The organism is Pseudarthrobacter sp. CC4, assembly GCF_048957775.1.
Taxonomy (GTDB): domain Bacteria; phylum Actinomycetota; class Actinomycetes; order Actinomycetales; family Micrococcaceae; genus Arthrobacter.
Genome location: NZ_JARCCZ010000027.1, coordinates 17,118 through 39,980 on the forward strand (window position 1 = coordinate 17,118; position 22,863 = coordinate 39,980).

The window sequence follows — 22,863 nt, forward strand, 5'->3', positions numbered from 1 at the left end:
CCTTCCTGGGAGCGGCGCTGCTGTTCAGGCTTGCCGGCGGACAACAGCCGGCAATTGCTGTGAGGGCTCACAGGTAAGCAAGCTTCCTTGTGAGCCACGGCACAACTGTAAGCGCTTGCATTGAATAACTCCAGTGTTTAGCCAATGGCGTCCGCGGTTCCGCTTGGCCTCAGCGCTTCCTGCCGGCCGCCCCTTGGAACCTCCAGCCGGCCGGCGCCGGGGCGGGGACCAGGGCAGTCGGCGACGGGACCTGCACGTCGTTGACCATCCCGGTAGGGATGCCGGTCACGTCATCCAGGGCGAACGTTGCCACGTTGTCCGACCGCTCGTGGGCTACGTGCAGCCACGTTCCCCTGACCAGGTGGTGGCGCGGCCAGTTTCCGCCGCTGGGATCTCCGCGGCGGAGTCGCCCGGAGCCCGGCCGCCGGAGGTGGCCGGACCACGGAAGATCACCTCGAATGTCCCCGCTTCCGGCCTCACGACGAACACTTCAACGGAGTACTCGGACACCACGAGCACATTGCCGCCCTGGTGCTGCACCACGTGGCGGGGACCGCTGCCGAACGGGAGGGCAACCTCATGGTCAGCCACCAGGCCGGTGCCCGGCACATAGTTCCAGACCCGGAGGGTGTCATGGCCCAGGTCCGTCGTCATGACGCGTCCGTCCGCCAGCATCAGGCTGGCGTGGGCCCGGCTTTGCCGAGGTTCACCCGGGTTGAGGCCGGCGTGCGGATCCACCGATGGTGCCGCCGGGAAGCAGCCTGTCATCCCGCCGTCGTCATCCAGTTCGTAGAGCAGGACCTGCCCGTCGCCCCCAGCAGGCTGCCGTGAGGAAGCGGCACCGCGGGTCCACTGCCACATGGCATGTTGCATCTCCGGCGGGCTGTGGACCACCCAGTGGTTCCAGTCCAAAGTCACCCGTGCGGCGGAAAGCCCGGACCATCCCGCGCTGCTCGGCCACCGCGTACACCACCGGCAAGGCGGGATGAACGGCAAGGAACGACGGCGAATCCGCCTTCACCGCCGTTTCCAGCCATTCGAGGCTTCCTTCCGCGTGCGCGGCGAGGGCACCGATGCCATCGGCACGGCCGCCTCCATCGGCGGTGTAGCTACCGGTCCAAATGAGATCGTCCTGTGCGGGCGGGGTCATAGGTCCAACCTGCCAACAAGCGCTGCCGTGCGGTGCAATTGCGGACTAGCATTGGACTCCATCCGGCCCAGGCCGGCTCGGCTTGTTGAAACGCCCGGCTCGCAGAAAGGTGTGCCCTTGCCAGTTTCCGGGATCTCCGCGCCCCACCCGTTTGCCGCCACAGTTTCCGCGTTGCGGGCCGCCGGATGTGTATTTGCCGAAGATGAGGCGGGGCTGCTTATCAGTGAGGCGCCCGGCCCTGCAGCGCTCGCTGAATGGGTTGGCCGGCGCAGATCGGGCGAGCCCCTGGAGTACATTCTTGGCTGGGCCGGCTTCGACGGACACCGGATCGCTGTCGAGCCGGGGGTCTTTGTGCCCCGGCGCCGGACCCGACTGCTGGTGGACGAGGCCGTGGGACTGCTGCAGGGCGGCCGGTTTTCTGCACCCCGCATTGTTGTTGACTTGTGCTGCGGGTCCGGGGCAGTCGGGGCGGCCATTGCCCGGCGGGACCCGGGCATCGAACTGCATGCTGCAGACGTCGACCCGGGCGCCGCGAAGTGCGCGCGCCGCAACGTGGGCCCGGTGGGCGGACGCGTGTACGAAGGGGACCTGTTTGCCGCGCTTCCGCCCGGGCTCCAAGGCAGGGTGCGCGTCCTGGCCGTGAATGCCCCCTATGTCCCCACAGATGCGATAAGAACGATGCCGCCGGAAGCCCGCCTCTATGAGTCGCGGACAGCACTCGACGGCGGCCCGGACGGGCTCCACTTCCACCGACGCGTGGCCGCAGGGTCGCTGGAGTGGCTGTCCTCCGACGGGCATCTGCTCATTGAGACCAGTGAGCAGCAGGCTGAGGGAACCGCATCCGTTGTGGCCGCGGCGGGCCTTGCCGTCCGGACAGTCCATTCAGACGAACTCGACGGCACTGTAGTTATTGGCAGTGCCGGCGTTGGCAGTGCCGGCGTTGGCGCTGCCGGGCCTGGCACTTCTTTAGCCTGAGCCCGGTCCAGGGCGGCTCGGCTGGACCCCACCGAACCGCTAGGGCGGGAAGGGAGGCATGCGGGCCAGCAGTTTAGCTAAGACGCTGCTGGCCGCCGCGTCCCCCAAGGATCGCGACGGCCAGCAAAGCCATTCAGTTGTAGCACAGACCCGCTGTTTTTCCGCTGTCAAGCGGGACGGGCCGTCACAGGCCGGACGGTGTGCCGGGGCTAGGCCTTTGAATTGGTCTCGTCGGAGGTGCCGAGGTTCAAGGTTTCCGGGTGGGTGGAGTGCGCGGGGATGTGGTCCTCGCCAAGGTCGTCGCCACTTGGGGTGCTCCTGCCTGGAGCTCCAGCGGTAGAGGTACCCGGAACTGTGGTGCCAGGGGCACTGGCTGTCGTGCCGGCGTCGGACGTTGACGATTTGGTGCCGCCGGAGCCGGAGGAGCCTTCACGATGCACTGCTGAGCCGATCACCGTACCTGCCCGGCGTGCGGCCTCACTCAACTGGTCCGCGACCTCGGGAGCCTTTTCCTTGATGGCCTCCGTTGCAACCGCAACCTTGTCCTGCACGGGCTTGCTGTCCCAGATGCCCGCAGCGCGTGCCTTGAGCTTGTCATAGGCGGCCCTGCCGGACCGCGACCCAAGCACGTACCCGGCGGCAATGCCAACGCCCAAAAGAAGTTTGTTTTTCAAGATGAACTCCTGCTCACTGAGAAGGTTTCACTTCCGGCCAGAGAGGCCGGGAGATAGGAAAACCGGCCCGGGGATGTTGTCCCCAGGCCGGTTTCCTGGCGTACGCGACAGTTAGCCGCGAGCGCCGCGCTTGGTGACCAGGCCGTAAACCAGCAGCACGATAAGCGCGCCGCCGATGGCCAGCAGCCACGTCTGCAGGGAGAAGAACTCCTGCAGTCCGCTGCCAAAGATCATTCCGCCGATCCAGCCGCCGAGGAGTGCTCCGACGACGCCCAGGACGAGGGTGATGATCCAGCCGCCACCCTGCCGGCCCGGGAGGATCGCCTTAGCGATCGCACCAGCAATAAGTCCGAGAATCAGAAATGCAAGAAATCCCATTTTTCGTTCCTCTTCCTAAATAAAGGAGGCCTCCGGATCCCGGAAGCACTTCATCCTTCTGCCTCAATAGTAATCATGCTTACTATCTATTTGCCAACCCCGGGTTCCCGGAAAAGCCCACTTCAGGCCCGTTTCAGTGCCCTGTCACGTCGGAATCATTGCCCGCACCGGGACCTTCGTCCAGGACGGCTAATTCCGCTAGATCCTGCGGATCCAAGGCGAAATCGAAGATGTCCAGGTTTTCCCTCATCCGGTCCGGATTCGACGTTTTCGGAATCGTTACAATTCCGTTTTGAACATGCCATCGAAGGACCAGTTGGCCGGGCGTTTTTCCGTGCTTTTCGGCTAGTTGGAAGAGGATGGGAGCACCGAGCAGGCTGGCCCCGGCGCCTCCCAGCGGGCTGTAGGACTCGGTGACGATTCCGTGCTTTGCATGGAATTCCCGCTCGGCCGCGCGCGTGACCGCCGGCGTCAGCTGGATCTGGTTGACGGCGGGGACCACGTCAGTAACGGCCATCAGCCGTTCCAGGTGGGAGGGTTTGAAGTTGGAGACGCCGATGGAGCGCACTTTTCCTTCCGCCTGGAGCCGCTCGAAGGTCTTCCACGTGGAGATGTACTCGTCCCGCGCGGGCAGGGGCCAGTGAATAAGCAGCAAGTCCACGTAATCCAGCCCCAGCCGCTTCAGTGACCCTTCCAGCCCCTCCACCGCCCTGTCGTTCCCCTGGTATTGGCCGTCCAGTTTGGTGGTGATGAACAGCTCGCCACGGTCCACGCCGCTGGCCCGGATACCGTTGCCCACGCCCTGCTCGTTGCCGTACTTCACGGCTGTATCGATGTGCCGGTAGCCGGCTTCCAGGGCCTGCACGACGGCGGTGGCCGCCTGGTCGTCGTCCAGCGGCCAGGTGCCAAGGCCCACCTGGGGGATGGAGTAGCCGTCATTGAGTTTGATCAGCGGTGCAAGTGTCATTTCACCAGTCTCTCCCGGATCGGCTTCCCCGGGCCCTTGAATGCCCGGGGAATATTCGAAGGCGGCGCTGCCCGCCCGGCGTTAGGCACCCCGCCTGGCCCAGCCGGTCAACCGGTCACTGAGGTCCATGAATTCCCGGTCCACCACCTGGAGGCCAGGGTTCGCGTCGTGCCAGTCCACGATTTCGCGTGCGCCGTCGGCGAAGGGAATGGTGGCGCAGTAGCCGGGGACCAGGGACTTGATCTTGGTGTTGTCGAAGACCACCGAGTGGGAGCGGTCGCCCAGGAGGTTGGGTCCCAGCTCCGGGCTGTGGGCGGCGATGGTTTCGGAGGCAACGTGGACCAGTTCCGGGTCCGCAACACCGGCTGCACGGGCGAACAGCCGGTAGATCTGGTTCCAGGGCAGGTACTCGTCGGATGTGATGGTGTAGCTCTCGCCTACCGCTTGCGGCAGGCCGAGCAGCCCCACAAAAGCCTTGGCAAAGTCCATGCTGTGCGTCAGGGTCCACAGCGAGGTCCCGTCCCCGTGCACCATGACCGGCAGCCCCGCCCGCATCCGGTGGAGGTCCGTCCAGCCGCCCACCATGGCGATTTTGGTGCGGTCGTACGTGTGGGAAGGGCGCACCACGGTGAGCGGGAAATCCTGTTCTCTGTAGGCCTGGTAAAACAGTTCCTCGCAGGCGATCTTGTCCCGCGAGTACTGCCAGAACGGGTTCTTCAGGGGCGTGGATTCGCGGATTGGAAGCCGGGTGGGCGGCTTTTGGTACGCAGAGGCGGAGCTGATGAACACGTACTGCCCGGTGCGGCCTGTGAACAGGTCCAGGCTGGCCTTGGCGTGGTCGGGGGTGTACGTGATGAAGTCCGCGACGGCATCGAAATCGCGCCCGCCCAGCGCGTCACGAACCGCGGAGGCGTCCCGCACGTCCGCGGTGAGGGTTTCAGCCCCTTCCGGAACCGGCCTTGTGGACCGGCCCCGGTTGAGGATGGTCAGCCGGTGCCCCAATGCGACGGCGCGTTCTGCGGCCGCCGCACTGATGACGCCGGTGCCGCCGAGGAACAGGATGTTCCTCGGCGCCACCGTACCGGCGTCAGGGGTGGAGGGGTTCACCACGCGTAGTCTTCCGGTGCCGTACGGTGCCCCGGGAAGATGTCGTCCAATCGTTTGAGGGTGTCGGCGTCCAGGGTTACGTCCAATGCCCTGACGGCGGCGTCGAGCTGTTCCTGGGTGCGCGGTCCCACGATGGGTGCCGTGACGGCAGGCTGGTGCAGGAGCCAGGAAAGGGCGATGTCGCCCGGTTCGTGGCCCAGCTCATCGGCGAAATCCTCGTACTGCCGGATCTGGTCTTCATGCTTCTTGAGTGTTTCGGCTGCACGGCCCTCGGTGCGCCGAACGCCGTCGCGCTCCTTCTTCAATACCCCGCCCAGGAGCCCGCCCTGCAGCGGCGACCAGGGGATGAGCCCCAGCCCGTACTGCTGGGCCGCCGGGATCACTTCCAGCTCCACCTGGCGCATGAACAGGTTGTAGATGGACTGCTCGCTCACCAGGCCGGTGTAGTTGCGCCGCCTGGCCGCCTCCTGTGCCTGGGCAATATGCCAGCCGGCGAAGTTGCTGCTGCCCGAGTAGAGGATCTTCCCTTGCTGGACCGCCACCTCGATGGCCTGCCAGATTTCGTCCCACGGGGTGTCCCGGTCGATGTGGTGAAACTGGTAGACGTCGATGTAGTCCGTCTGCAGGCGCTTCAGGCTGGCGTCGAGTGCGCGGCGGATGTTCAGGGCGGAGAGCTTGGACTCGTTGGGGCGGTCCGTCATGGTGCCGTAAAGCTTGGTGGCCAGGACCGTGTGCTCGCGGCGCTCGCCGCCCTTGGCGAACCAGCGGCCAATGATTTCTTCGGTCCAGCCGCGGTGGCCGGCGCCGCCATAGACGTTGGCAGTGTCGAAGAAGTTGATGCCCTGCTCGCGGGCCGAGTCCATGATGGAGTGGGCGTCCGCTTCCTCGGTCTGCGGGCCGAAGTTCATGGTGCCGAGGCAAAGGCGGGAGACTTTTAGGCCGGAGCGGCCCAGATGGGTGTACTGCATGGCTGAATCCTTTGGGTTTGGTGGTTCTACAGCTGCGTGAAGGCGGCGACGGCGGGATCGGAGCCGATGCGGGCCCCGGACTCAAGGGCGCTGATGGCGGCAAGCTCCTCGTCGGAGAGGGTGAGGGCGGAGGCAGCGAAGTTCTCCCGGATCCGGGCGGCCTGGCTGGACTTGGGAATCACGATGTTTCCCGCGGCCAGATGCCAGGCGAGCACCACCTGCGCCGGGGTGGCATTGTGGGCGTTGGCGATGCCGGTCACCGCATTGCCGTTCAGGTCTCCGCCCTGTCCCAGCGGGCTGTAGGCCTCCACGGCGATGCCAAGGCCCCGGCACTTGGCCGCAAGGTCTGCCTGCTGGTAACTGGGGTGCAGTTCGATCTGGTTGACGGCCGGGACGATCTCCGAGGACTCCAGCAGGGTGTCCAGGTGCTCGGCGAGGAAGTTGGAAACGCCTATGGCGCGGATCTGGTTGTTCTCGTAGAGCCGTTCCATCTCCTTCCAGGCCTGGACGTACAAGTCCTGCGACGGGACGGGCCAATGGATGAGGTAGAGGTCAACGTAGTCGAGGCCCAGGGCTTTGCGGCTGTTCTGGAACGCTTCCTGCGCGCGGTCCTGCTCGCCGTTCCGAAGCTTGGTGGTTACAAAGATGTCCTCGCGCGGAATGCCGGTAGCCGCGATCGCGGCACCCACGCCCGCCTCGTTCCGGTAGGCGGCGGCCGTGTCTATGTGGCGGTACCCGGCCTCGAAGGCGTCCTCCACGGTCCGCTGCGTGTCCTCCGGCGGTACCTGGAAGACGCCGAAACCAAGCTGGGGGATGGTGACGCCGTTGTTCAGTGTCAGCTCTGACATTGGGGCTCCTTGAAACATGCGGGGGTGGGGTGCCGTTGACTCGACGGGAGAAAGCGGTTTCCGCTGGCTCGCTTTTGAGCCTATGCACTTTTGGCCGGGAAGTCAGCAGGGGAACCTGATTCTGTTTTTCCTAGGACTCCCAGTCCTACCTTCGTTGTAGGAGAGAGCCACCATGGCGGGCACAATGGTCTGCATGGGTCAAAGCGCGGAGTTCGGAAAATTCCTCAAAGCCATGCGGTCCCGCCTGAGCCCTGAGGACGCCGGTGCGGGACCCACCTCCGGTGCCCGCCGGGTTCCCGGCCTCCGCCGCGAAGAAGTCGCCCGGCTGGCAGGGGTGAGTACCGACTACTACGTCAGGCTGGAGCAGGGCCGGAACATCCATCCGTCGCGGACCGTCCTTGAGGCAGTGTCGAGGGCCTTGCGGCTGGACGGCAGCGAGCATGCGCACATGATGGACCTGCTGGAAAACTGTGCCGGGTCCGCGAGGTCCAGCACAACGGCCGCCCAGGCTGTCCGTCCGGCGCTGCGGCAGCTCCTGGAGGCGATGGGCGACGTTCCGGCCATGGTGCTGGGCCGGCGCAGTGACGTCCTCGCCGGCAACAGGATGGCCTTCCTGCTGTTCGCGGATTTCCCCGCGCTGCCGGCTGCCGAACGCAACCTGACCCGCTGGCTCATTCTTGACCCGTCAGCCCGCGAGCTCTTCCGTGACTGGAAAACCGTGGCGGCGGAAGCGGCCGGAGCGTTGAGGCTGGATGTAGGCCGCCACCCCAACGATGCCCAGGCCAACCAGCTGGTGGGCGAACTCGCTGTCCATAGCGAGCACTTCCGCCAATGGTGGGCCGGGCACCGGGTGGCCACCCGGTCGGCAGGAAGCGTGCGCCTGCACCACCCCGCCGTCGGGGACCTGGAACTGAACTTTGAAAACCTTGTCCTCCCGGACGATCCCGACCAGACGCTTCGGGTGTATTCGGCCCGGGCCGCTTCGCCGTCGGCCGACGCGCTTGCACTGCTCGGCAGCCTGGGAGCACCCCAGCCGGCGGCCGAACGTGAATCCGACCGCAACACCGCTCCGGCCACGGCGGAAAGCGGGGAGTGACGGCGGCCGGAGCCGTTGTACTTTTGGCCATTTGAGGCGGGTGTTTCTGGCCACGAGCCCATTGGGGAAAGATTGCACTTTTCCTAGGCTGGAGGAGCAAGGTTTCTCCACCAAGGATGGTCTCAACGATGAAACGCATCGCACTGCTCAAGGAACGCCAGGCTGCCGCCGCCGACGCCCCCTCCACCGCCACCGGTTCGCACTGCCCGGCGTCGGGCCTGTGGAGCCCGGACCACGATCCGCACACCGTCCTGTCCTTCTTCGAAGGACAGGTTTTTCCCGCGTTCGACGGCATTCCAACCGTCTGGCGGCGCCGCTCGGCCGGCACCGTCTCGGCGAACTAGGCCCGCTTAAACGCCAACTGACTCGCAGCAGACGTCGTCAAAACACGGTTTCGCGACGTCTGCTGGGAGTCAGTTGGGCGGGAGTTAGTGCTCTTCCAGCCGGAAGCCGATCTTGATGGTGACCTGCCAGTCGGCGATCTTGCCTTCTTCGAGGTGGCCCCGGATCTCCTTGACCTCGAACCAGTCAAGGTTGCGGAGGGTCTGGGAAGCCTTGGCGATCCCGTTGCGGACGGCGTCGTCCACTCCCTGGTCCGACGTGCCGACGATTTCAGAAATGCTGTACGTGTGGTTGGACAACTTCGCTCCTCGTGATCAACGGTGCTCCCGGTTGCGGGCGGTCCTTGAAGACTAGTGGCACTTCCAGAACGTTGACCAGCCCTTATCCGATGTTCCGCACCGCCGTCAGGACGAACCCGCGGCCTGCTTCGCCTCGAGCACCAGGTTCTTCAGGTCGTCCAGGGTCTGCTGCATGTGCGCGTCCATGGCCTGCCGAGAACGGGTGGCATCCCGCGACTCCAGCGCTTCGGCAATGTTCTGGTGGTGCCGGATCGCATGCTCCTGGATCTCACGGACGGCCGAGGTTTCAGTGCGCCGCTTTTCCAGCACCCGGTGCAGCGGCTCGAACAGCACAGCCACGAAGACGTTCTCCGAGGCATGCAGGATCAGGTCGTGGAAAGCCAGGTCCGCGGCCACGAACGCGGCCACGTCATTGACTTCGTGGGCGGCACGCATGGCCGCCACATAGCTGTACAGGGCCTGGATCTCAGCGTCGCTGATCCTTCCCGCCGCCAGTTCACAGGCGCCGGCTTCCAGCATGCGCCGCAGTTCGATGAGCTGGATGGAAGCGTCAGCCTCGTTCTTGCCCTCGGAAGCGGCGCGCAGCACGGCCTCCAGCGATGCCCAGCGGTTGAGGGGGTTCACGAACGTGCCCCGGCCCCGCTCGACGCTCAGGATCCGCTGCGCCTGGAGCGTTTTCATGGCCTCGCGGACCGTCATCCGGCTGACCTCATGCCGGGCGCTGAGCTCATGCTCGCCGGGGACGGTGGCGCCGGGCGGGAACTCACCGGCGATGATGCGGTCCAGGAGCTCGTCGGCCACCTGGCCCACCAGTGATTGCCTCGCCATGCTGCCCCCGTTATTCCCTCATTGGATATGTCAGACAAGTCTACTTGCGCGTCGTTATGTCCTGTGCCACACTAAAAACCAAATGCAAGATGTCTGACATCTTACACCTGTCTTTTACATCAGGATCTGTCAGAGGATCCATACACAACGGAGTGCACTGTGACGCTTGAAACAGACGTCCTGGCCGCGTATCCGGCCGAGGTCCGGATTCCCGCCGAACTGGTAGCCAGCATCCTGGCTGCCTCCAACGCGGAGACCCCGCGTGTCCTGGTCGTGCTCGACGACGACCCCACCGGAACGCAGTCCGTGGCAGACCTGCCCGTGCTCACCCGCTGGGACGTGGAAGACTTCATTTGGGCTTTCAGCCAGTCGAAGCCTGCCGTCTACGTCCTCACGAACACCCGCAGCCTGGACCCTGCCGAGGCTGCCGCCCGCAATGAGGAGGTGGTCCGCAATGCCCTCGCAGCAGCGGGTTCCCCGGAAGAACTGCGCCTTGGCTTCGTCAGCCGCAGCGATTCCACCCTCCGCGGCCACTACCCCCTGGAGCCGGACGTCATCGCCGCCACAGTATCGGACGTCAGCGGGGAAAAAACCGACGGCGTTGTGCTGGTTCCAGCCTTCCCCGACGCCGGGCGGGTCACCATCGGCGGCGTCCATTACATGCGCGGCACCGCAGACGCGGCCGGCACCCTCATCCCGGTGTCCGAAACAGAGTTCGCCAAGGACGCCACCTTCGGCTTTTCCACCTCCGTAATGGCTGACTACGTCGAAGAGAAGTCCAGGGGCCGCTTCGCCGCGGACACGGTCATCGTCCTGGACCTGAACATCATCCGCGCCGGCGCGGCAGCCCAGGACCCTGCCATCTCTGCCAACGCCATCGCCGACGCAATCGAACGGGCCACGGATTCCACCCCCATCGTGGCGGACATCGTGACCGAAAACGACCTCCGTGCCCTGTCCCTCGGCCTGGAAGAAGCCGAACGGCGCGGCAAGAAGCTCCTTTACCGCGTAGGCCCTCCCTTCGGCCGTGCCCGGATCGGCCAGGAAATCCGCGCCGAACTCAGCGGTGCGGAAGCCTACGCCGGAAACACACCGTCGGAAGCAGGCGGCCTGATCGTCGTCGGCTCCCACGTTGGCGTCACCACCCGCCAGCTCAAGGCCCTGACGGAGCAGCACAGCGCCGCACGCATCGTGGAGATCGACGTCGAAAAGCTCCTCGGCCCGGAATCCGCCAGCCACTTGGACCAGACGGTGGACACCGTCGTCGAGGCCCTCCACGGCGGGGACGTCATCGTCCACACCAGCCGCCTGCTCATCAAGACAGACGACCCGGCCGAAAGCCTGCGGATCGCACGCACCGTGTCCGCCGCCGTCGTCGCCGTGGTGAACCGGACACTGAAGACCTTCCCGCCGCGGTTCGTCATCGCCAAGGGCGGAATCACCTCCTCCGACGTGGCCGCCCACGGCCTGGAAATCCGGCACGCCATTGTCCGCGGCCCCATGCTTCCCGGCATCGTCTCGCTCTGGGAACCGGTGGACGGCCCCGCCAAGGGCATCCCGTACATCGTCTTCGCCGGCAACGTGGGCGACGACCAGTCACTGGCCGACGTCACCCGCAAGCTCAGCAACACCTTCTAACCCCCACCGGCTCCAGATTCCGCACACATTCAATGGAGAACACCATGACCAGCAACTACACCGTCACAGTCCTGGGCCTCGGCGCCATGGGCCTGCCCATGGCCACCCGCCTCGCGTCCCAGCTGACAGTCCACGGCTTCGACATCGCCGAACCGCGCCTGAAGCTCGCCGAAGAAGCCGGCATCGCCACCTTCGCCTCTGCCCGCGAAGCCGCCAAGGGTGCCGACGCCGTGCTCCTGGCCGTCCGCAACGGCGAGCAGCTCAACGACGTCCTCTTCGGCGAGAACGGCGTGGCCTCCGTGCTTGAGCCCGGCGCCGTCGTCATCCTTGGCAGCACCGTGGGCACCGAAGCCATCCCCGCCACGGTGGCCAAGCTCGCCGAATACGGCGTGGACCTCGTTGACGCACCGCTGTCCGGAGGCCCCAAGCGCGCCGGCGAAGGCGACCTGCTGATCGTGGTCGGCGCTTCCCCCGAAGCCCGCGAAAAGGCAGCCCCCGCGCTGGACCTGCTGGCTTCCACCCTGACCGTTGTGGGCGACAAGCCCGGCGACGGACAGGCCCTCAAAACCGTCAACCAGCTCCTCTGCGGCGTGCACATCGCCGCAGCGGCCGAAGCCATGGCCCTCGCCGACGCCCTCGGACTGGACCAGGCCAAGACCCTCGCCGCCCTCGAGGCCGGCGCCGCGGGCTCGTTCATGCTGTCCAACCGCGGGCCGCGCATCCTTGAGGCCTACAACGAGGAAGGCGCCGAGGTCCTCTCCCGCCTGGACATCTTCGTCAAGGACATGGGCATCGTGGGCAAGGCCACCCGTGCCGCCGGCCTGGCAGCCCCGGTTGCCGCTGCTGCCGAGCAGCTCTACCTGCTGGGCCAGGCCCAGGGCCTCGCCGCCGCCGACGACTCCGCCGTCATCAAGGTCGTTGCGCCCACAAAGCGCACCGCGTAGCCACTTTCCTCAACCAGCGCCTGATGGCCAGTCTTCCGGAAGACCGGCCTGTCAAAGGAGACACCCCGAAATGAACCACCTGATGCACCCGCTGATCGCGCGGGCGGCTGAAACTCCAGCCATCAAACCCGCAGTGGAGCTTGGCACTCCGCTGCTCCTGACCATCGCAGCCCTCGGCATTGCCGTGCTGCTGGTCATGATCATCCGCTTCAAGATCCAGGCCTTCGTTGCCCTGCTCACCGTCAGCATCCTGGTTGCCGTCGCTGCCCAGATCCCGCTCAAGGACGTCTTCACCGTTGTCGCCAACGGTGTCGGCAGCACCATGGGCAAGGTGGCATTGCTGATCGCACTCGGCGCCGTCCTGGGCCGCATGATCGAGGTGTCCGGCGGCGTCCAGTCCCTTGCCGCCCACTTCACCGCAAAGCTCGGCGCCAAGCGGGTTGCCGTGGCCCTCACCGCCGTCGGCTTCCTGGTAGCCATTCCGGTCTTCTTCGAAGTCGGCGTCATTGTGCTGGTCCCCATCGTCTACGCCTTCGCCAAGATCGCCAAGGTGCACCCGGTCAAGTTCGGCCTGCCCATGGCCGGCATCATGCTCGCCATCCACGTGGCCGTTCCGCCGCACCCCGGCATCGTGGCAGGTGCCGGCGTCTTCGGTGCCGACATCGGACTCATCACCCTGATCTCCCTGGCCATCTGCATTCCCCTGGGCTTCCTGTCCTACTGGGTTGCCAGCATCATGAACCGCAAGGAGTACGAGCTCCTCCCGTCCGTCAAGGCACAGGTTGAAGAATTCGGCTCCGACTCGCTGGTCAAGGTAGGCCACGACGGCCCCGGCGCCATGGCTGTTGCCCCGCCCCGTCCCGGCCTGATCATCTTCCTCATCGCCGCCCCGATTGTGCAGATCCTCCTTGGCACCCTGGGCACCCTCTCCATCCCCAAGGACAACTCCTGGTACGGCCTGGCCGCGTTCATCGGCAACCCGTTCTTCGCGCTGCTGGTGGCCGTTGCGCTGTCCTTCTTCCTGCTGGCCGTCCGCCGCAACTGGTCGCTGAAGGAAACCGGCGAAATCTTCGAGGGCGCCCTGCCCCCCATCGCCTCCATCCTGATGGTGGTTGCCGCCGGCGGCGTGTTCGGTGAAGTCCTCCGCACCTCCGGGATCGGCGCCGCCCTCTCCCAGACCCTGGACCACCTGGGCCTGCCCGTCATCGCCCTTGGCTTCGTCATCTCCCTGGCCCTTCGCGCTGCGCAGGGTTCGGCCACCGTTGCCATCGTGACCACCACCGGCCTGCTGACGTCCGCCGTGATGGAAGGCGGCTACACCCCGGCCCAGATCGCCGTGATCGTCATCGCCATCGGCTTCGGTTCGCTCGGCCTGTCCCATGTCACCGACGCCGGGTTCTGGACCGTGGTGCGCTACTACGGACTCACTGTTTCGGACGGCCTGAAGACATGGACCGTCCTGACCACCATCCTGGGCCTGGCCGGCTTCGTCCTGACCTTCATGGCCTGGATCCTGGTGGGAGGCCTGGGCGTCTGATGCGTACCCGACTCGACCGCCTGGTGACCGCCGCCCTCCAGCAGGGTTCCGCCATCCCGGCCTTCACCTGCTACGACTTCACGACGGCGCTGGCCGTGGTGGCAGCGGCGGAGGAATCCGGCCGTGGCGTCATCCTGCTGGTGGCCCCGAAGACTGCCGCCACGTCGAACGGCCTGCGCCTCATCGGTGCCCTCCGTGGCCTCGCTGACGCTGCGTCCGTCCCGGTGGCGGTGCAGCTTGACCACGCAACGGACCTTCGGGTGATGGCCGACGCCGTTGCGGCAGGGGCGGATTCCGTCCTCGCCGACGGTTCCTCCCTCCCTTACGAGGACAACATTGCGCTGGTCCGGGCGGCCCGTGCGCTGCTGGGGCCGGACGTGGTACTTGAAGCCGAGCTTGGCGGGCTCGCCGGCGACGAGGACCGCGCCTTCAGCGCGGACCAGTCCGGCGTCGCCGTGGCCGGCCTCACCGACTCCGCCCTGGTGGAGGACTTCGTGGCCCGTACCGGCGCGGAACTGCTGGCCGTCGCCGTCGGAAACGTCCACGGTAAATACAAGGGCGAGCCGCAGCTGCGCTGGGACGTGCTGCAGGACATTGCGGTGCGCACGCACCTTCCGCTGGTCCTGCACGGCGCTTCCGGAATCCCGGCGGAGGAGCTGGTGAAGGCGGCCTCCATGAACGTTGGCAAGGTCAATTTCAACACGGAGCTCCGCACCGGCGTCCTGGCCACACTGGAGGAGCAGCTACCGGGCCACCGCGCCGACGGCGAGAACCTGCAGGCGCTCCTGGGCCACTGGAACAGCTCCGCCCGCGACTTCGCAACCACCACGCTGGCGACGCTCACGCGCTGAGATTTCCGCAGGGGAGGGAGGCCGGGATCAACCATGATCCTGGCCTCCCTCCTTTTTGTGATCCTGGTGCCCTCCTCAAGCTCACCCTTAACCTGAGCCTGCTTCCGGGCGCACAATGGAGCTGTAACGAGCAGTTACCGCAAAGGAATGAACATGGGCGGCGCACAGGAGCAGGGGACATCTTCGCAGCCCGGTCCGGCGGGCACCCGCGACGAGGTGCTTGACCTCGTCCGGTTCTTTTGCCTGGCACTGGTGGTGGTCGGCCACTCCATGATGGGTAGCCCCGTACTGCATCCGGACGGAACGGTCACTACCCACAACACCCTGGCCGAGCAGGACTGGTTTGAACCCGTGATCTGGGTGTTCATGGTCATGCCGCTGTTTTTTGTTGCCGGCGGCACCACGGGCCTGCAGTCCTGGCAACGGCTCAAGGCCGGGGGCGGCACCGCCGCTGAGTTCCTCCAGGCACGGCTCCTGCGGATGGTGCGCCCCGCCGCTGCCCTGCTGGCGGTAATGTTCCTTGGGCTCTGGATGGCCGGGCTGCTTGGCGTGCATCCGCAGGTGGTGGAGCTGATGGCAGCCGGGGCCGGGATGCCGCTCTGGTTCCTCGCGGCGTACCTGGCGGCGCAGCTTTCCATTCCGCTCCTGGCCGCCTTCCATGCGCGGAGCCCGTGGCTGGCTATTGGGGTCCTTGCTGCCCTCGTGGTGGCCGTGGACTGCCTTCGCGGAACGCTGCCCTTGCTCGCATATGCCAACCTGGTATTCCTCTGGTGTGCGGTGCAGCAGCTGGGGTTCCTGGCCGCCGACGGCCGCTTCGCCAGGCTCTCCAAGTCCGGCCTGCTGGCGCTCATCCTCGCCGCGAACCTCCTGCTCGGCCTCGTCGCTGCCCTGGGCTTGTACTCCGGGAACATGCTGGTGAACCTCAACCCGCCGAACCTGACCCTCTTCCTCCTGGGTATTTCGCAGGCCGCCCTGATCGAACTTGCCCGGCCTGCGCTGGTTCCGCTCTGCTCCCTCGGATGGGTACGGACGCTGCTTCGGGTGGCGGGCGGCCGTTCGCTGACCGTGTACCTGTGGCACCTTCCCCTGCTGGTGGCAATGTCAGGCCTGCTCCTCCTCACCTCCGTCCCCAAGCCCGCCGCCGGAACCGCGGAGTGGTGGTGGTCGCGCCCCGTGGTCCTGCTGTCACTGCTCCTGCTGCTGCTTCCGGCGGTGGCGGCGTTCGGCCGCCTGGAGGATCGGCCGACGGCGGCACTTCAGGGCCGCCGTCCGCCCGCCATGGCGGTGGCGGCCGCCGTCGTGGTGGTCTTCACCCCCGCCGCGGTAGGGGCCGCAATCAATGGGCTGACGCTGGGATTGCTGGGGGCCGGGGCAGCCTGCTTCCTCCTGGCACTGGTGCTGCTTCACGGGGTGCGGCGCCCGCTGCGGACCGGATCCGCTCCCACGGCAACGGAAATGTCCCGCTAGCCAAACTTCCCGCTAGCCCAACTACTTGGCCGGAGGAATCGCGGCCCGGGCGGCTTCGCCGGGCTGCATGCCCGTCATGGCGTCGGCGGAACAACTGAGAGCGGGCTCGGAACCACCGTCCGCGAAGCGGGAGCTGACATCCAGTCCTGGCTCCAACGCACCGGACTCCTTCCGGCCGGGCAGGACACCGGGGCGGAGGCATTGCCAGCGGAGTGAAGTAGTGCCAGTGTCGAACCATGACCGAGAACACGATGTCCAGCGAGGATAAGTTCGCCCCCGACGTCTCTGTGCGGCGCAACGATGCGCAGCACCGTTATGAGCTTCACGTGGGTGATGTCCTCGCCGTCCAGTCCTTCTACCGGGACCTGCCGGGCCACATAGACTTCTCCCACACGGAGACCGGCGAGGAATTCGAAGGGCAGGGACTGGGACGTGTCCTGGCCCACTTTGCGCTCGACGACGTGGTGGCGTCAGGAAAGCGGATCATTCCGCATTGCCCGTTCATCGCCGGCTACCTTCGTAAGCACGAGGGGTACGAGCAATACGTGGATTGGCCGGACAGCTGATCCGCTCCTGAACACTTGAGCCGGACGGCTGAGGGGGACCAGCCGATCCAGCGCCGTCGGGGAGCCCGCCGAGGGGCGTTTCCCAGCAGTCAGCTGGCGAGTGCGTGTTCGGCGAGGACCGGGACGTCGATGGTGAAGCCGCAGGCACAGCGGTACGTCTCCACGTGCTCGGAAGCAGCTCCCAGGCCCATGCCCACCGGGATCACCGAGGTTCCGTCCACATAAACGGGCATCCGAACAGGGAGTGCTTCCGGATCTACCAGCTGCATCGGCGCCCGGCAGTGCATCCGTGAATTGAGTGTGACCAGCAAGCCCATATCCGCGGGCCGGGTGACGCCCAAAGAAGATTCTGCTCCTGCGTCAGGCTCCCCGGGCACCGTAAGCTGGTCTTCAATAACGCTGGTCATGATGTTCATCCTTGGGCTTCTTTCACGAAGCTGCCGGCGTTGGCAGCCCCGCCGCGAACTGCTTGCGGAGGTTCATTTACCCCATAAGCAAAGCATGCTTACTAATTGTTCGCCAAATTGACGCTTGCGCCCTCAGTGCATCTTGCCCGCTTCCGGCTGGCCGGTTATTTTGCAGCAGGACTGCCCCGGCTGCCAGTCAATGACGCCGAAAGGGGCCCGCGCAGGGCAGTTTCACGACTCCTTCGCTAAATACATCACAAAAGTTTGATTAAAAGGGTTACCTAAGTAAGGCTTGCCTTTGTTCGATGTAATGCCGACCGAAGGAAAACCAGTGCCGCTGCTGCCCCGCCTTGACGAGCTGGACATGGATGACCCGCCCAACACCAATGGAGCGACGAGCCATGACCGGCCAAACCATGACCGGCCAAACCATGACCGGCCAAACCATCAGACCCCAGTTCAGGAACCTGGCGGCAGGGACTTCGGCTCGCGTGTGGAACTCGCGCTGGCGGCCAGCAACCACCTCCTCAACGCACGCAACTCGCCGCGGTATGTGGCCCAGGTGCTGCAGGGCGTAACGGCCGTTGCCACGAAACTTGAGCGGACCGCCCGGCCGTTCACCGGCGTCGGACCCTCCGAACTGGAGGCCCGCGTAGGCGCCGTGGACCTCGAAAGACCCCTGCCGGACACGGCCGCCGCCCTCCAGGAACTCGAGGATGTGTACCTGCGCGATGCCGTGTACTTCCACGACGCCAGGTACGCCGCCCACCTTAACTGCCCCGTGGTCATCCCGGCGCTGGTGGGCGAAGCGGTCCTGTCCGCGGTGAACTCCTCCATGGACACGTGGGACCAGAGTGCAGGCGCCACCATGATCGAACGCCGGCTTATTGACTGGACCGCAAAAAGGCTGGACCTTGGTGACGCCTCGGACGGCATCTTCACCTCCGGCGGCAGCCAGTCCAACCTGCAGGCCCTGCTGATCGCCCGCAACCACGCCGTTGCCGGCCTGCGGCAGGACCCTGCCCGCGCCGGGCTCCGGCTTCCGGCGCTGCTGGACACGCTGCGGATCTTCACGTCCGAGGACAGCCACTTCAGTATCCAGAAGTCGTCATCAATGCTGGGCCTGGGGTTCGACGCCGTCGTCACCGTCCCCTGCACGCCGGACCACCGGATGGATCCTGCCGCCCTCGCCGAGGCCCTGGCCGGCGCACGGGACGCCGGTTTGACCCCGATGGCGGTGGTGGCCACCGCGGGCACCACGGACTTCGGCGCTGTCGATCCGCTCCCGGAGCTCGCCGCACTGGCCCGGGCCTACGGGGCATGGTTCCACGTGGACGCTGCCTACGGCGGCGGCCTCATTGTCTCCGGCCGCTACCGGCACCTCCTTGACGGCACAGGGCTTGCCGACTCGGTCACCGTCGACTTCCACAAAACCTTCTTCCAGCCGGTCAGCTCCAGCGCCCTGCTGGTGCGCGAACGGACCATGCTGCGCCACGTCACCTACTATGCGGACTACCTGAACCCGCACAGCGCAGCGCTGGCAGCCATCCCCAACCAGGTGGACAAGAGCATCCAGACCACCCGCCGGTTTGACGCCCTGAAGCTGTGGCTCACCCTGCGCATCATGGGCGCGGACGCCATCGGCGCCCTGTTCGACGAAGCCATCGACCTCGCCGCGCGTGTGGGCAAGCTCCTCGCCGCCGACGACGCCTTCGAACTCGCCGCCCCGCCCCGGCTCAGCACCCTGGTTTTCAGGTACCGGCCCCGCCTGGACAGCGGCGACCGGATCAGCGAGGACGCGGCGGATGCCCTCAACCCGGCCATCCGGGCGGCGGTCTTCGCCTCCGGGGAAGCGGTGGTTGCCGGAACCACGGTGGGCGGCCGGCACTACCTGAAGTTCACGCTCCTCAACGCCGAGGCCACGCTGGAGGACATTTCCGGCATCATCAACTTCCTGCGCCGCACGGGCGCCGGGCTGCTGCGCAGCGAGGCGACCGCATGAGCAACACCGCCACCCAAAAGGCAGGCAGGCGCAGGATCTACGACTTTGCCGCGGTCGGCGTCGGGCCCTTCAACCTGGGCCTCGCGGCGCTGGCTGAACCGGTGGAAGGGCTGGACGGCATCTTCCTGGAACGCAGGGAATCCTTTGACTGGCACCCCGGGATGATGCTGGCGCCGGCCCACCTGCAAGTGCCCTTCATGGCCGACCTCGTCACCCTGGCCGATCCCACCTCGCCATACTCATTCCTGAACTTCCTCAAGCAGGCCGGCAGGCTCTACCGGTTCTACATCCGGGAAAATTTCTACCCGCTGCGGGCGGAGTACAACCAGTACTGCCAGTGGGTGGCCGGGCAGTTGCCCGGCGTCCGATTTGGCACAGCTGTGCTGGACGTAACGCACGACGACGGCGTGTACAGGCTTTCCGTCTCCGGTCCGGGAGGGCATGAGGTGCTGCTGGCGCGGCGGCTGGTGCTGGGCACGGGCACCTCCCCGTACGTGCCCGGGGCTGCGGCAGGGATCGTGGCCGATTCACGTGCGGGAGCCGGGGGAGCGGTCCTCCACACCGCCGACTACCTGGCGCGGAAGGCAGAACTGCAGCAGCAGCGCAGCATCACCATCCTGGGCAGCGGCCAGAGCGCCGCCGAGATCTACTACGAACTGCTCCAGGAATCGGACGCCCACGGGTACCAGCTGAACTGGGTGACCCGCTCCGGCAGGTTCTTCCCGCTTGAATACACCAAGCTGACGCTTGAGATGACTTCGCCCGAGTACGTGGACTACTTCCACGCCCTCCCGCAGCACCAGCGCGATTACCTGAACAAGGCCCAGAAGAACCTCTACAAAGGCATCAACTCGGACCTGATCGACGCCATCTACGACCTGCTCTACACCAAGAGCATCTCCGGAATGGTGGACACCCGGCTGCTGACCCACTCGAGCCTGACCGCTGCCTACTGGAACCCCGAGGCCGGGACCCACACCCTGCACCTGGAACACGCGGAGCAGGGCACGTCCTACACGCTGGACAGCGAAGCGGTGGTGCTCGCCACCGGCTACGGCTACCAGGAACCAGGTTTCCTCGCCGGCATCCGGGACCGCATCGACCGGGACAGCGCGGGCAGGTTCGCCGTGGACCGGAACTACAGCACCGGCGTCCAACCCGGCGAGATCTTCGTCCAGAATGCCGAGCTGCACACCCACGGGTTCGCCACCCCGGACCTGGGCATGGGCGCCTACCGCAACTCCTGCATCCTGCGCGAAATGACCGGCCGCGAGGTGTACCCCGTGGAGCGCAGCATTGCGTTCCAGCAGTTCGGGCCGCCGGCTGCGGTTGGCTCCCCGCTGGATTGCGGACCGGTGCCGGCATGACGTTCACCTTCCGCTGCCTCGACGCCGAAGCCGACGCGCCGCTCCTTCACAGCTGGGTGACCCAGCCCTACGCCTCGTTCTGGGGCATGCTGTCCGCCAGCGTGGAGGACGTGGTGCAGGAATACAGGAACATCCAAGCGAGCGGCCACCACCGCGCGGTGCTGGGGCTCGACGGCGGCGTCCCCGCCTTCCTGATGGAGGAGTACCTTCCCGCGTCCTCGCCGCTGGCCGCTGTGTACCCCGTCCTTCCCGGGGACGTGGGGATGCACCTGCTGGTGGCCCCGCCGTCGGCCGCACCCGTGCGCGGCTACACCGCCGCGGTGATGGACGCCGTCCTGGCACGACTCTTCAGCACGCCGGGAGTGGACCGCATTGTGGTGGAGCCGGATATCCGGAACACCAGGATCCACGCCCTGAATCAACGCCTGGGCTTCCAGCCCGCCGGGGCGGTCACCCTTCCGGACAAGGACGCGCTGCTGAGTTTCTGCAGCCGCGACGATTACCTGGCCGCCCGAACGTCCCTTCTGCCCGCCCTTCCGCCCGTAACCCAGGGAGCACCACTATGACTATCGATCTCGATCCCGCCGCCACAACCACCCCCGTGCAGCCCTCCGCCGGCCCTGCACCGCATCCCGGCCCTGTACCGCATCTCACCGGCGAAAGGTGGGACAACGCCAACCGGCACCTGCTCCGCAAGGCACTCGCCGAGTTCTCCCACGAACGGATCCTCACCCCGGAACCGGTGGGAGGTAAGCCTGGCGGGGCCGGGGCGGACGGGCGCGGCCGCTACCGGGTCCGCAGCGATGACGGCACCTCCGAGTACCAGTTCAGCGCCCGGATCCTAAGCATGGACCACTGGGCCATCGATCCCGGCTCCATCCGGCACTTCCGGGGCGGCACCGAGGCGCCGCTGGACGTGCTGGAGTTCATCACCGGGTTCCACGGAATGCTGGGCATCAACCTCCAGATGCTCCCCGTCTACCTCGAGGAGGTCGGCAGCACCCTGGCGAGCCACGCCTACAAGCAGTGGGCCGGCCAGCCGACGGCGGCTGAACTCGCCGCAGGGATCACCGGCGGCGAGGACCCGGCGGCCGACTTCCAGGCCATTGAGCGCAGCATGACCGAGGGCCACCCCTGCTTTGTTGCCAATAACGGCCGCCTGGGCTTCGGCATCAGCGACTACCACGCCTTCGCACCGGAAACGGGCGCCCCGGTGCAGCTGGAGTGGATCGCCGTTCACCGCACCCGCGCCGCCTTCACTGCATCGGAAGGGCTGGACTACCGGGCGCACCTGCAGGCCGAACTCGGATCCCTGCTGGGCACCTTCACCGCTGAACTGCAGCTGCAGGATCTCGATCCGGACCAGTACTTCCTCATGCCGGTACATCCCTGGCAGTGGGAGAACAAGCTCACGGTCACGTTCGCGGCGGAGATCGCCCGGCAGCGCATCGTCCACCTGGGCGCCGGGACGGACAGCTACCAGGCGCAGCAGTCGATCCGGACCTTCTTCAACACCAGCGACCCCGCCCGCCACTACGTCAAGACGGCCATGTCCGTGCTGAACATGGGCTTCATGCGCGGGCTGTCGCCGGAGTATATGAAGGCCACCCCGGCCATCAACGACTGGCTGCGGCACCTGATCGAGGCGGACGATGCACTTCAGCGCCGCGGGTTCACCATGATCGGCGAGGTCGCCGCCATCGGCTACCACAACGGCTACTACGAGGCAGGCGCTGCGGGCGGTTCGCCGTACCGGAAGATGCTCTCCGCCCTATGGCGCGAAAGCCCCCTGCCGCTGCTGCAGGACGGGCAGCAGCTGGCCACCATGGCCTCGCTCCTGCACGTTGACGCGAGCGGCAGGCCCATGGTTTCGGCGCTCATCGAGCGCTCCGGCCTGCCGGCAGGGGACTGGCTGCGGCGGTATTTCGAGGCCTACCTGGTTCCACTGGTTCATTGCCTCTTCCGGTATGAGATGGCGTTCATGCCGCACGGCGAGAACGTGATCCTGGTGCTCGAAAACGGCGTACCCGTCAGGGCCGTCATGAAGGACATCGCCGAGGAAATCGTGGTGATGGGGGACCGGCTGGACCTGCCGGAGGATGTATCCCGGATCCGGGCGGAGATCCCGGACGGCCAGAAGGTGCTGGCCGTCTTCACGGACATCTTTGACTGCATTTTCCGTTTCCTGGCCGCGCTCCTGGACGGGGACGGAAGACTGGGCCAGGACGACTTCTGGCGGATTGCCGCCGCTGCGGTCAAGGACTACCAGGGGCAGCATCCGGAACTTGCCGGCCAGTTCGCCCGGCATGACCTCTTTGCCGCCGACTTCGAGCTGTCCTGCCTGAACCGGCTGCAGCTGCGCAACAACCAGCAGATGCTGGACCTGGCAGACCCGTCCGGCGGGCTGCAGATGGCAGGACGCCTGGCCAATCCGCTGGCGAGGTTCGCCTGA

At 66.2% G+C, this 22,863-nt stretch carries 23 protein-coding genes and 1 pseudogene; 13 read left to right on the forward strand and 11 right to left on the reverse strand.

Annotated features, from left to right (window positions below; genetic code table 11):
- Positions 1-169 precede the first annotated feature (169 nt).
- Positions 170-873, reverse strand: a pseudogene (locus PV768_RS17670) (lactonase family protein).
- A complete protein-coding gene (locus PV768_RS17675; RefSeq protein WP_421093716.1) occupies positions 779-1,150 on the reverse strand; it encodes a lactonase family protein in 372 nt (123 codons plus the stop codon). Before PV768_RS17675 ends, PV768_RS17670 begins: the two are co-directional and overlap by 95 nt.
- 117 nt (positions 1,151-1,267) lie before the next feature.
- Between PV768_RS17675 and PV768_RS17680 the strand changes: the two genes are divergently transcribed.
- Positions 1,268-2,125: a putative protein N(5)-glutamine methyltransferase gene (locus PV768_RS17680; RefSeq protein ID WP_421093717.1), complete on the forward strand. Its 858-nt coding sequence runs from the start codon at positions 1,268-1,270 to the stop codon at positions 2,123-2,125.
- A gap of 209 nt (positions 2,126-2,334) precedes the next feature.
- On the opposite strand, the gene PV768_RS17685 is transcribed toward PV768_RS17680, so the two are convergent.
- The 6 genes from PV768_RS17685 to PV768_RS17710 form a co-directional block, all read right to left on the reverse strand.
- Complete coding sequence (locus PV768_RS17685) at positions 2,335-2,799, reverse strand: YtxH domain-containing protein (RefSeq protein WP_323058165.1); 465 nt, start codon at positions 2,797-2,799, stop codon at positions 2,335-2,337.
- Positions 2,800-2,910: 111 nt separating this feature from the next.
- Positions 2,911-3,177, reverse strand: a complete 267-nt coding sequence (locus tag PV768_RS17690) for a GlsB/YeaQ/YmgE family stress response membrane protein (RefSeq protein ID WP_421093718.1) — start codon at positions 3,175-3,177, stop codon at positions 2,911-2,913.
- A 133-nt stretch (positions 3,178-3,310) separates the two neighbouring features.
- Positions 3,311-4,144, reverse strand: coding sequence for an aldo/keto reductase (locus PV768_RS17695; protein ID WP_157239577.1), 834 nt, complete (start codon positions 4,142-4,144; stop codon positions 3,311-3,313).
- A gap of 81 nt (positions 4,145-4,225) precedes the next feature.
- A complete protein-coding gene (locus PV768_RS17700; protein ID WP_421093719.1) occupies positions 4,226-5,254 on the reverse strand; it encodes an NAD-dependent epimerase/dehydratase family protein in 1,029 nt (342 codons plus the stop codon).
- Complete coding sequence (locus tag PV768_RS17705) at positions 5,248-6,219, reverse strand: aldo/keto reductase (protein WP_157239576.1); 972 nt, start codon at positions 6,217-6,219, stop codon at positions 5,248-5,250. The genes PV768_RS17700 and PV768_RS17705 overlap by 7 nt, the downstream gene beginning before the upstream one ends.
- 26 nt (positions 6,220-6,245) lie before the next feature.
- Positions 6,246-7,067 carry an aldo/keto reductase gene (locus PV768_RS17710; protein ID WP_157239574.1) on the reverse strand — a complete coding sequence of 274 codons (822 nt, stop codon included), beginning with the start codon at positions 7,065-7,067 and terminating at the stop codon, positions 6,246-6,248.
- Positions 7,068-7,260: 193 nt separating this feature from the next.
- Between PV768_RS17710 and PV768_RS17715 the strand changes: the two genes are divergently transcribed.
- Both PV768_RS17715 and PV768_RS17720 read left to right on the forward strand, forming a co-directional pair.
- A complete protein-coding gene (locus tag PV768_RS17715; RefSeq protein ID WP_421093720.1) occupies positions 7,261-8,163 on the forward strand; it encodes a helix-turn-helix transcriptional regulator in 903 nt (300 codons plus the stop codon).
- Positions 8,164-8,291: 128 nt separating this feature from the next.
- Positions 8,292-8,507, forward strand: coding sequence for a hypothetical protein (locus PV768_RS17720; protein ID WP_157239572.1), 216 nt, complete (start codon positions 8,292-8,294; stop codon positions 8,505-8,507).
- Between the two features lie 84 nt (positions 8,508-8,591).
- Here PV768_RS17720 and PV768_RS17725 read toward each other — a convergent pair whose 3' ends face one another.
- Positions 8,592-8,804, reverse strand: a complete 213-nt coding sequence (locus PV768_RS17725) for a dodecin (RefSeq protein WP_139027623.1) — start codon at positions 8,802-8,804, stop codon at positions 8,592-8,594.
- Between the two features lie 105 nt (positions 8,805-8,909).
- Complete coding sequence (locus PV768_RS17730) at positions 8,910-9,632, reverse strand: FadR/GntR family transcriptional regulator (protein WP_321215149.1); 723 nt, start codon at positions 9,630-9,632, stop codon at positions 8,910-8,912.
- 159 nt (positions 9,633-9,791) lie between these two features.
- Here PV768_RS17730 and PV768_RS17735 point away from each other — a divergent pair, with 159 nt between their 5' ends.
- The 6 genes from PV768_RS17735 (at position 9,792) to PV768_RS17760 (ending at position 16,635) form a co-directional block, all read left to right on the forward strand.
- Complete coding sequence (locus tag PV768_RS17735; protein WP_421093721.1) at positions 9,792-11,270, forward strand: four-carbon acid sugar kinase family protein; 1,479 nt, start codon at positions 9,792-9,794, stop codon at positions 11,268-11,270.
- 44 nt (positions 11,271-11,314) lie between these two features.
- Entirely contained in the window at positions 11,315-12,214 is a 900-nt protein-coding gene (locus PV768_RS17740) for an NAD(P)-dependent oxidoreductase (protein ID WP_323058159.1), read from the forward strand.
- Between the two features lie 70 nt (positions 12,215-12,284).
- Positions 12,285-13,751 carry a GntP family transporter gene (locus PV768_RS17745; protein WP_321215152.1) on the forward strand — a complete coding sequence of 489 codons (1,467 nt, stop codon included), beginning with the start codon at positions 12,285-12,287 and terminating at the stop codon, positions 13,749-13,751.
- Positions 13,751-14,602 carry a class II fructose-bisphosphate aldolase gene (locus PV768_RS17750; protein ID WP_421093722.1) on the forward strand — a complete coding sequence of 284 codons (852 nt, stop codon included), beginning with the start codon at positions 13,751-13,753 and terminating at the stop codon, positions 14,600-14,602. Before PV768_RS17745 ends, PV768_RS17750 begins: the two co-directional genes overlap by 1 nt.
- A 153-nt stretch (positions 14,603-14,755) precedes the next feature.
- Positions 14,756-16,069 (forward strand): acyltransferase family protein, encoded by a 1,314-nt coding sequence (locus tag PV768_RS17755; RefSeq protein WP_421093723.1) that lies wholly within the window; start codon positions 14,756-14,758, stop codon positions 16,067-16,069.
- Between the two features lie 236 nt (positions 16,070-16,305).
- The gene (locus tag PV768_RS17760) at positions 16,306-16,635 is read left to right on the forward strand and encodes a GNAT family N-acetyltransferase (protein WP_157239560.1); all 330 of its coding nucleotides are present in this window, start codon (positions 16,306-16,308) and stop codon (positions 16,633-16,635) included.
- Between the two features lie 89 nt (positions 16,636-16,724).
- Here PV768_RS17760 and PV768_RS17765 read toward each other — a convergent pair whose 3' ends face one another.
- The gene (locus tag PV768_RS17765; protein WP_421093724.1) at positions 16,725-17,042 is read right to left on the reverse strand and encodes a hypothetical protein; all 318 of its coding nucleotides are present in this window, start codon (positions 17,040-17,042) and stop codon (positions 16,725-16,727) included.
- A 331-nt stretch (positions 17,043-17,373) separates the two neighbouring features.
- Here PV768_RS17765 and PV768_RS17770 point away from each other — a divergent pair, with 331 nt between their 5' ends.
- Genes PV768_RS17770 through PV768_RS17785 form a run of 4 tightly spaced genes read left to right on the forward strand, consistent with a single transcriptional unit; the run spans position 17,374 to position 22,863 of the window.
- A complete protein-coding gene (locus PV768_RS17770; protein ID WP_421093725.1) occupies positions 17,374-19,044 on the forward strand; it encodes a pyridoxal phosphate-dependent decarboxylase family protein in 1,671 nt (556 codons plus the stop codon).
- Entirely contained in the window at positions 19,041-20,411 is a 1,371-nt protein-coding gene (locus tag PV768_RS17775; RefSeq protein WP_421093726.1) for a lysine N(6)-hydroxylase/L-ornithine N(5)-oxygenase family protein, read from the forward strand. The genes PV768_RS17770 and PV768_RS17775 overlap by 4 nt, the downstream gene beginning before the upstream one ends.
- Positions 20,408-20,977 (forward strand): GNAT family N-acetyltransferase, encoded by a 570-nt coding sequence (locus tag PV768_RS17780; RefSeq protein WP_421093727.1) that lies wholly within the window; start codon positions 20,408-20,410, stop codon positions 20,975-20,977. Before PV768_RS17775 ends, PV768_RS17780 begins: the two co-directional genes overlap by 4 nt.
- Complete coding sequence (locus PV768_RS17785) at positions 20,974-22,863, forward strand: IucA/IucC family protein (RefSeq protein WP_421093728.1); 1,890 nt, start codon at positions 20,974-20,976, stop codon at positions 22,861-22,863. The genes PV768_RS17780 and PV768_RS17785 overlap by 4 nt, the downstream gene beginning before the upstream one ends.

Coding starts and splice junctions, on each gene's coding strand:
- PV768_RS17780 (WP_421093727.1), top strand. CDS start 20,408: ATGACGTTCACCTTCCGCTGCCTCGACGCCGAAGCCGACGCGCCGCTC.
- PV768_RS17745 (WP_321215152.1), top strand. CDS start 12,285: ATGAACCACCTGATGCACCCGCTGATCGCGCGGGCGGCTGAAACTCCA.
- PV768_RS17785 (WP_421093728.1), top strand. CDS start 20,974: ATGACTATCGATCTCGATCCCGCCGCCACAACCACCCCCGTGCAGCCC.
- PV768_RS17715 (WP_421093720.1), top strand. CDS start 7,261: ATGGGTCAAAGCGCGGAGTTCGGAAAATTCCTCAAAGCCATGCGGTCC.
- PV768_RS17765 (WP_421093724.1), bottom strand. CDS start 17,042: ATGACCAGCGTTATTGAAGACCAGCTTACGGTGCCCGGGGAGCCTGAC.
- PV768_RS17740 (WP_323058159.1), top strand. CDS start 11,315: ATGACCAGCAACTACACCGTCACAGTCCTGGGCCTCGGCGCCATGGGC.
- PV768_RS17675 (WP_421093716.1), bottom strand. CDS start 1,150: ATGACCCCGCCCGCACAGGACGATCTCATTTGGACCGGTAGCTACACC.
- PV768_RS17705 (WP_157239576.1), bottom strand. CDS start 6,219: ATGCAGTACACCCATCTGGGCCGCTCCGGCCTAAAAGTCTCCCGCCTT.
- PV768_RS17755 (WP_421093723.1), top strand. CDS start 14,756: ATGGGCGGCGCACAGGAGCAGGGGACATCTTCGCAGCCCGGTCCGGCG.
- PV768_RS17760 (WP_157239560.1), top strand. CDS start 16,306: ATGACCGAGAACACGATGTCCAGCGAGGATAAGTTCGCCCCCGACGTC.
- PV768_RS17690 (WP_421093718.1), bottom strand. CDS start 3,177: ATGGGATTTCTTGCATTTCTGATTCTCGGACTTATTGCTGGTGCGATC.
- PV768_RS17730 (WP_321215149.1), bottom strand. CDS start 9,632: ATGGCGAGGCAATCACTGGTGGGCCAGGTGGCCGACGAGCTCCTGGAC.
- PV768_RS17720 (WP_157239572.1), top strand. CDS start 8,292: ATGAAACGCATCGCACTGCTCAAGGAACGCCAGGCTGCCGCCGCCGAC.
- PV768_RS17775 (WP_421093726.1), top strand. CDS start 19,041: ATGAGCAACACCGCCACCCAAAAGGCAGGCAGGCGCAGGATCTACGAC.
- PV768_RS17695 (WP_157239577.1), bottom strand. CDS start 4,144: ATGACACTTGCACCGCTGATCAAACTCAATGACGGCTACTCCATCCCC.
- PV768_RS17750 (WP_421093722.1), top strand. CDS start 13,751: ATGCGTACCCGACTCGACCGCCTGGTGACCGCCGCCCTCCAGCAGGGT.
- PV768_RS17710 (WP_157239574.1), bottom strand. CDS start 7,067: ATGTCAGAGCTGACACTGAACAACGGCGTCACCATCCCCCAGCTTGGT.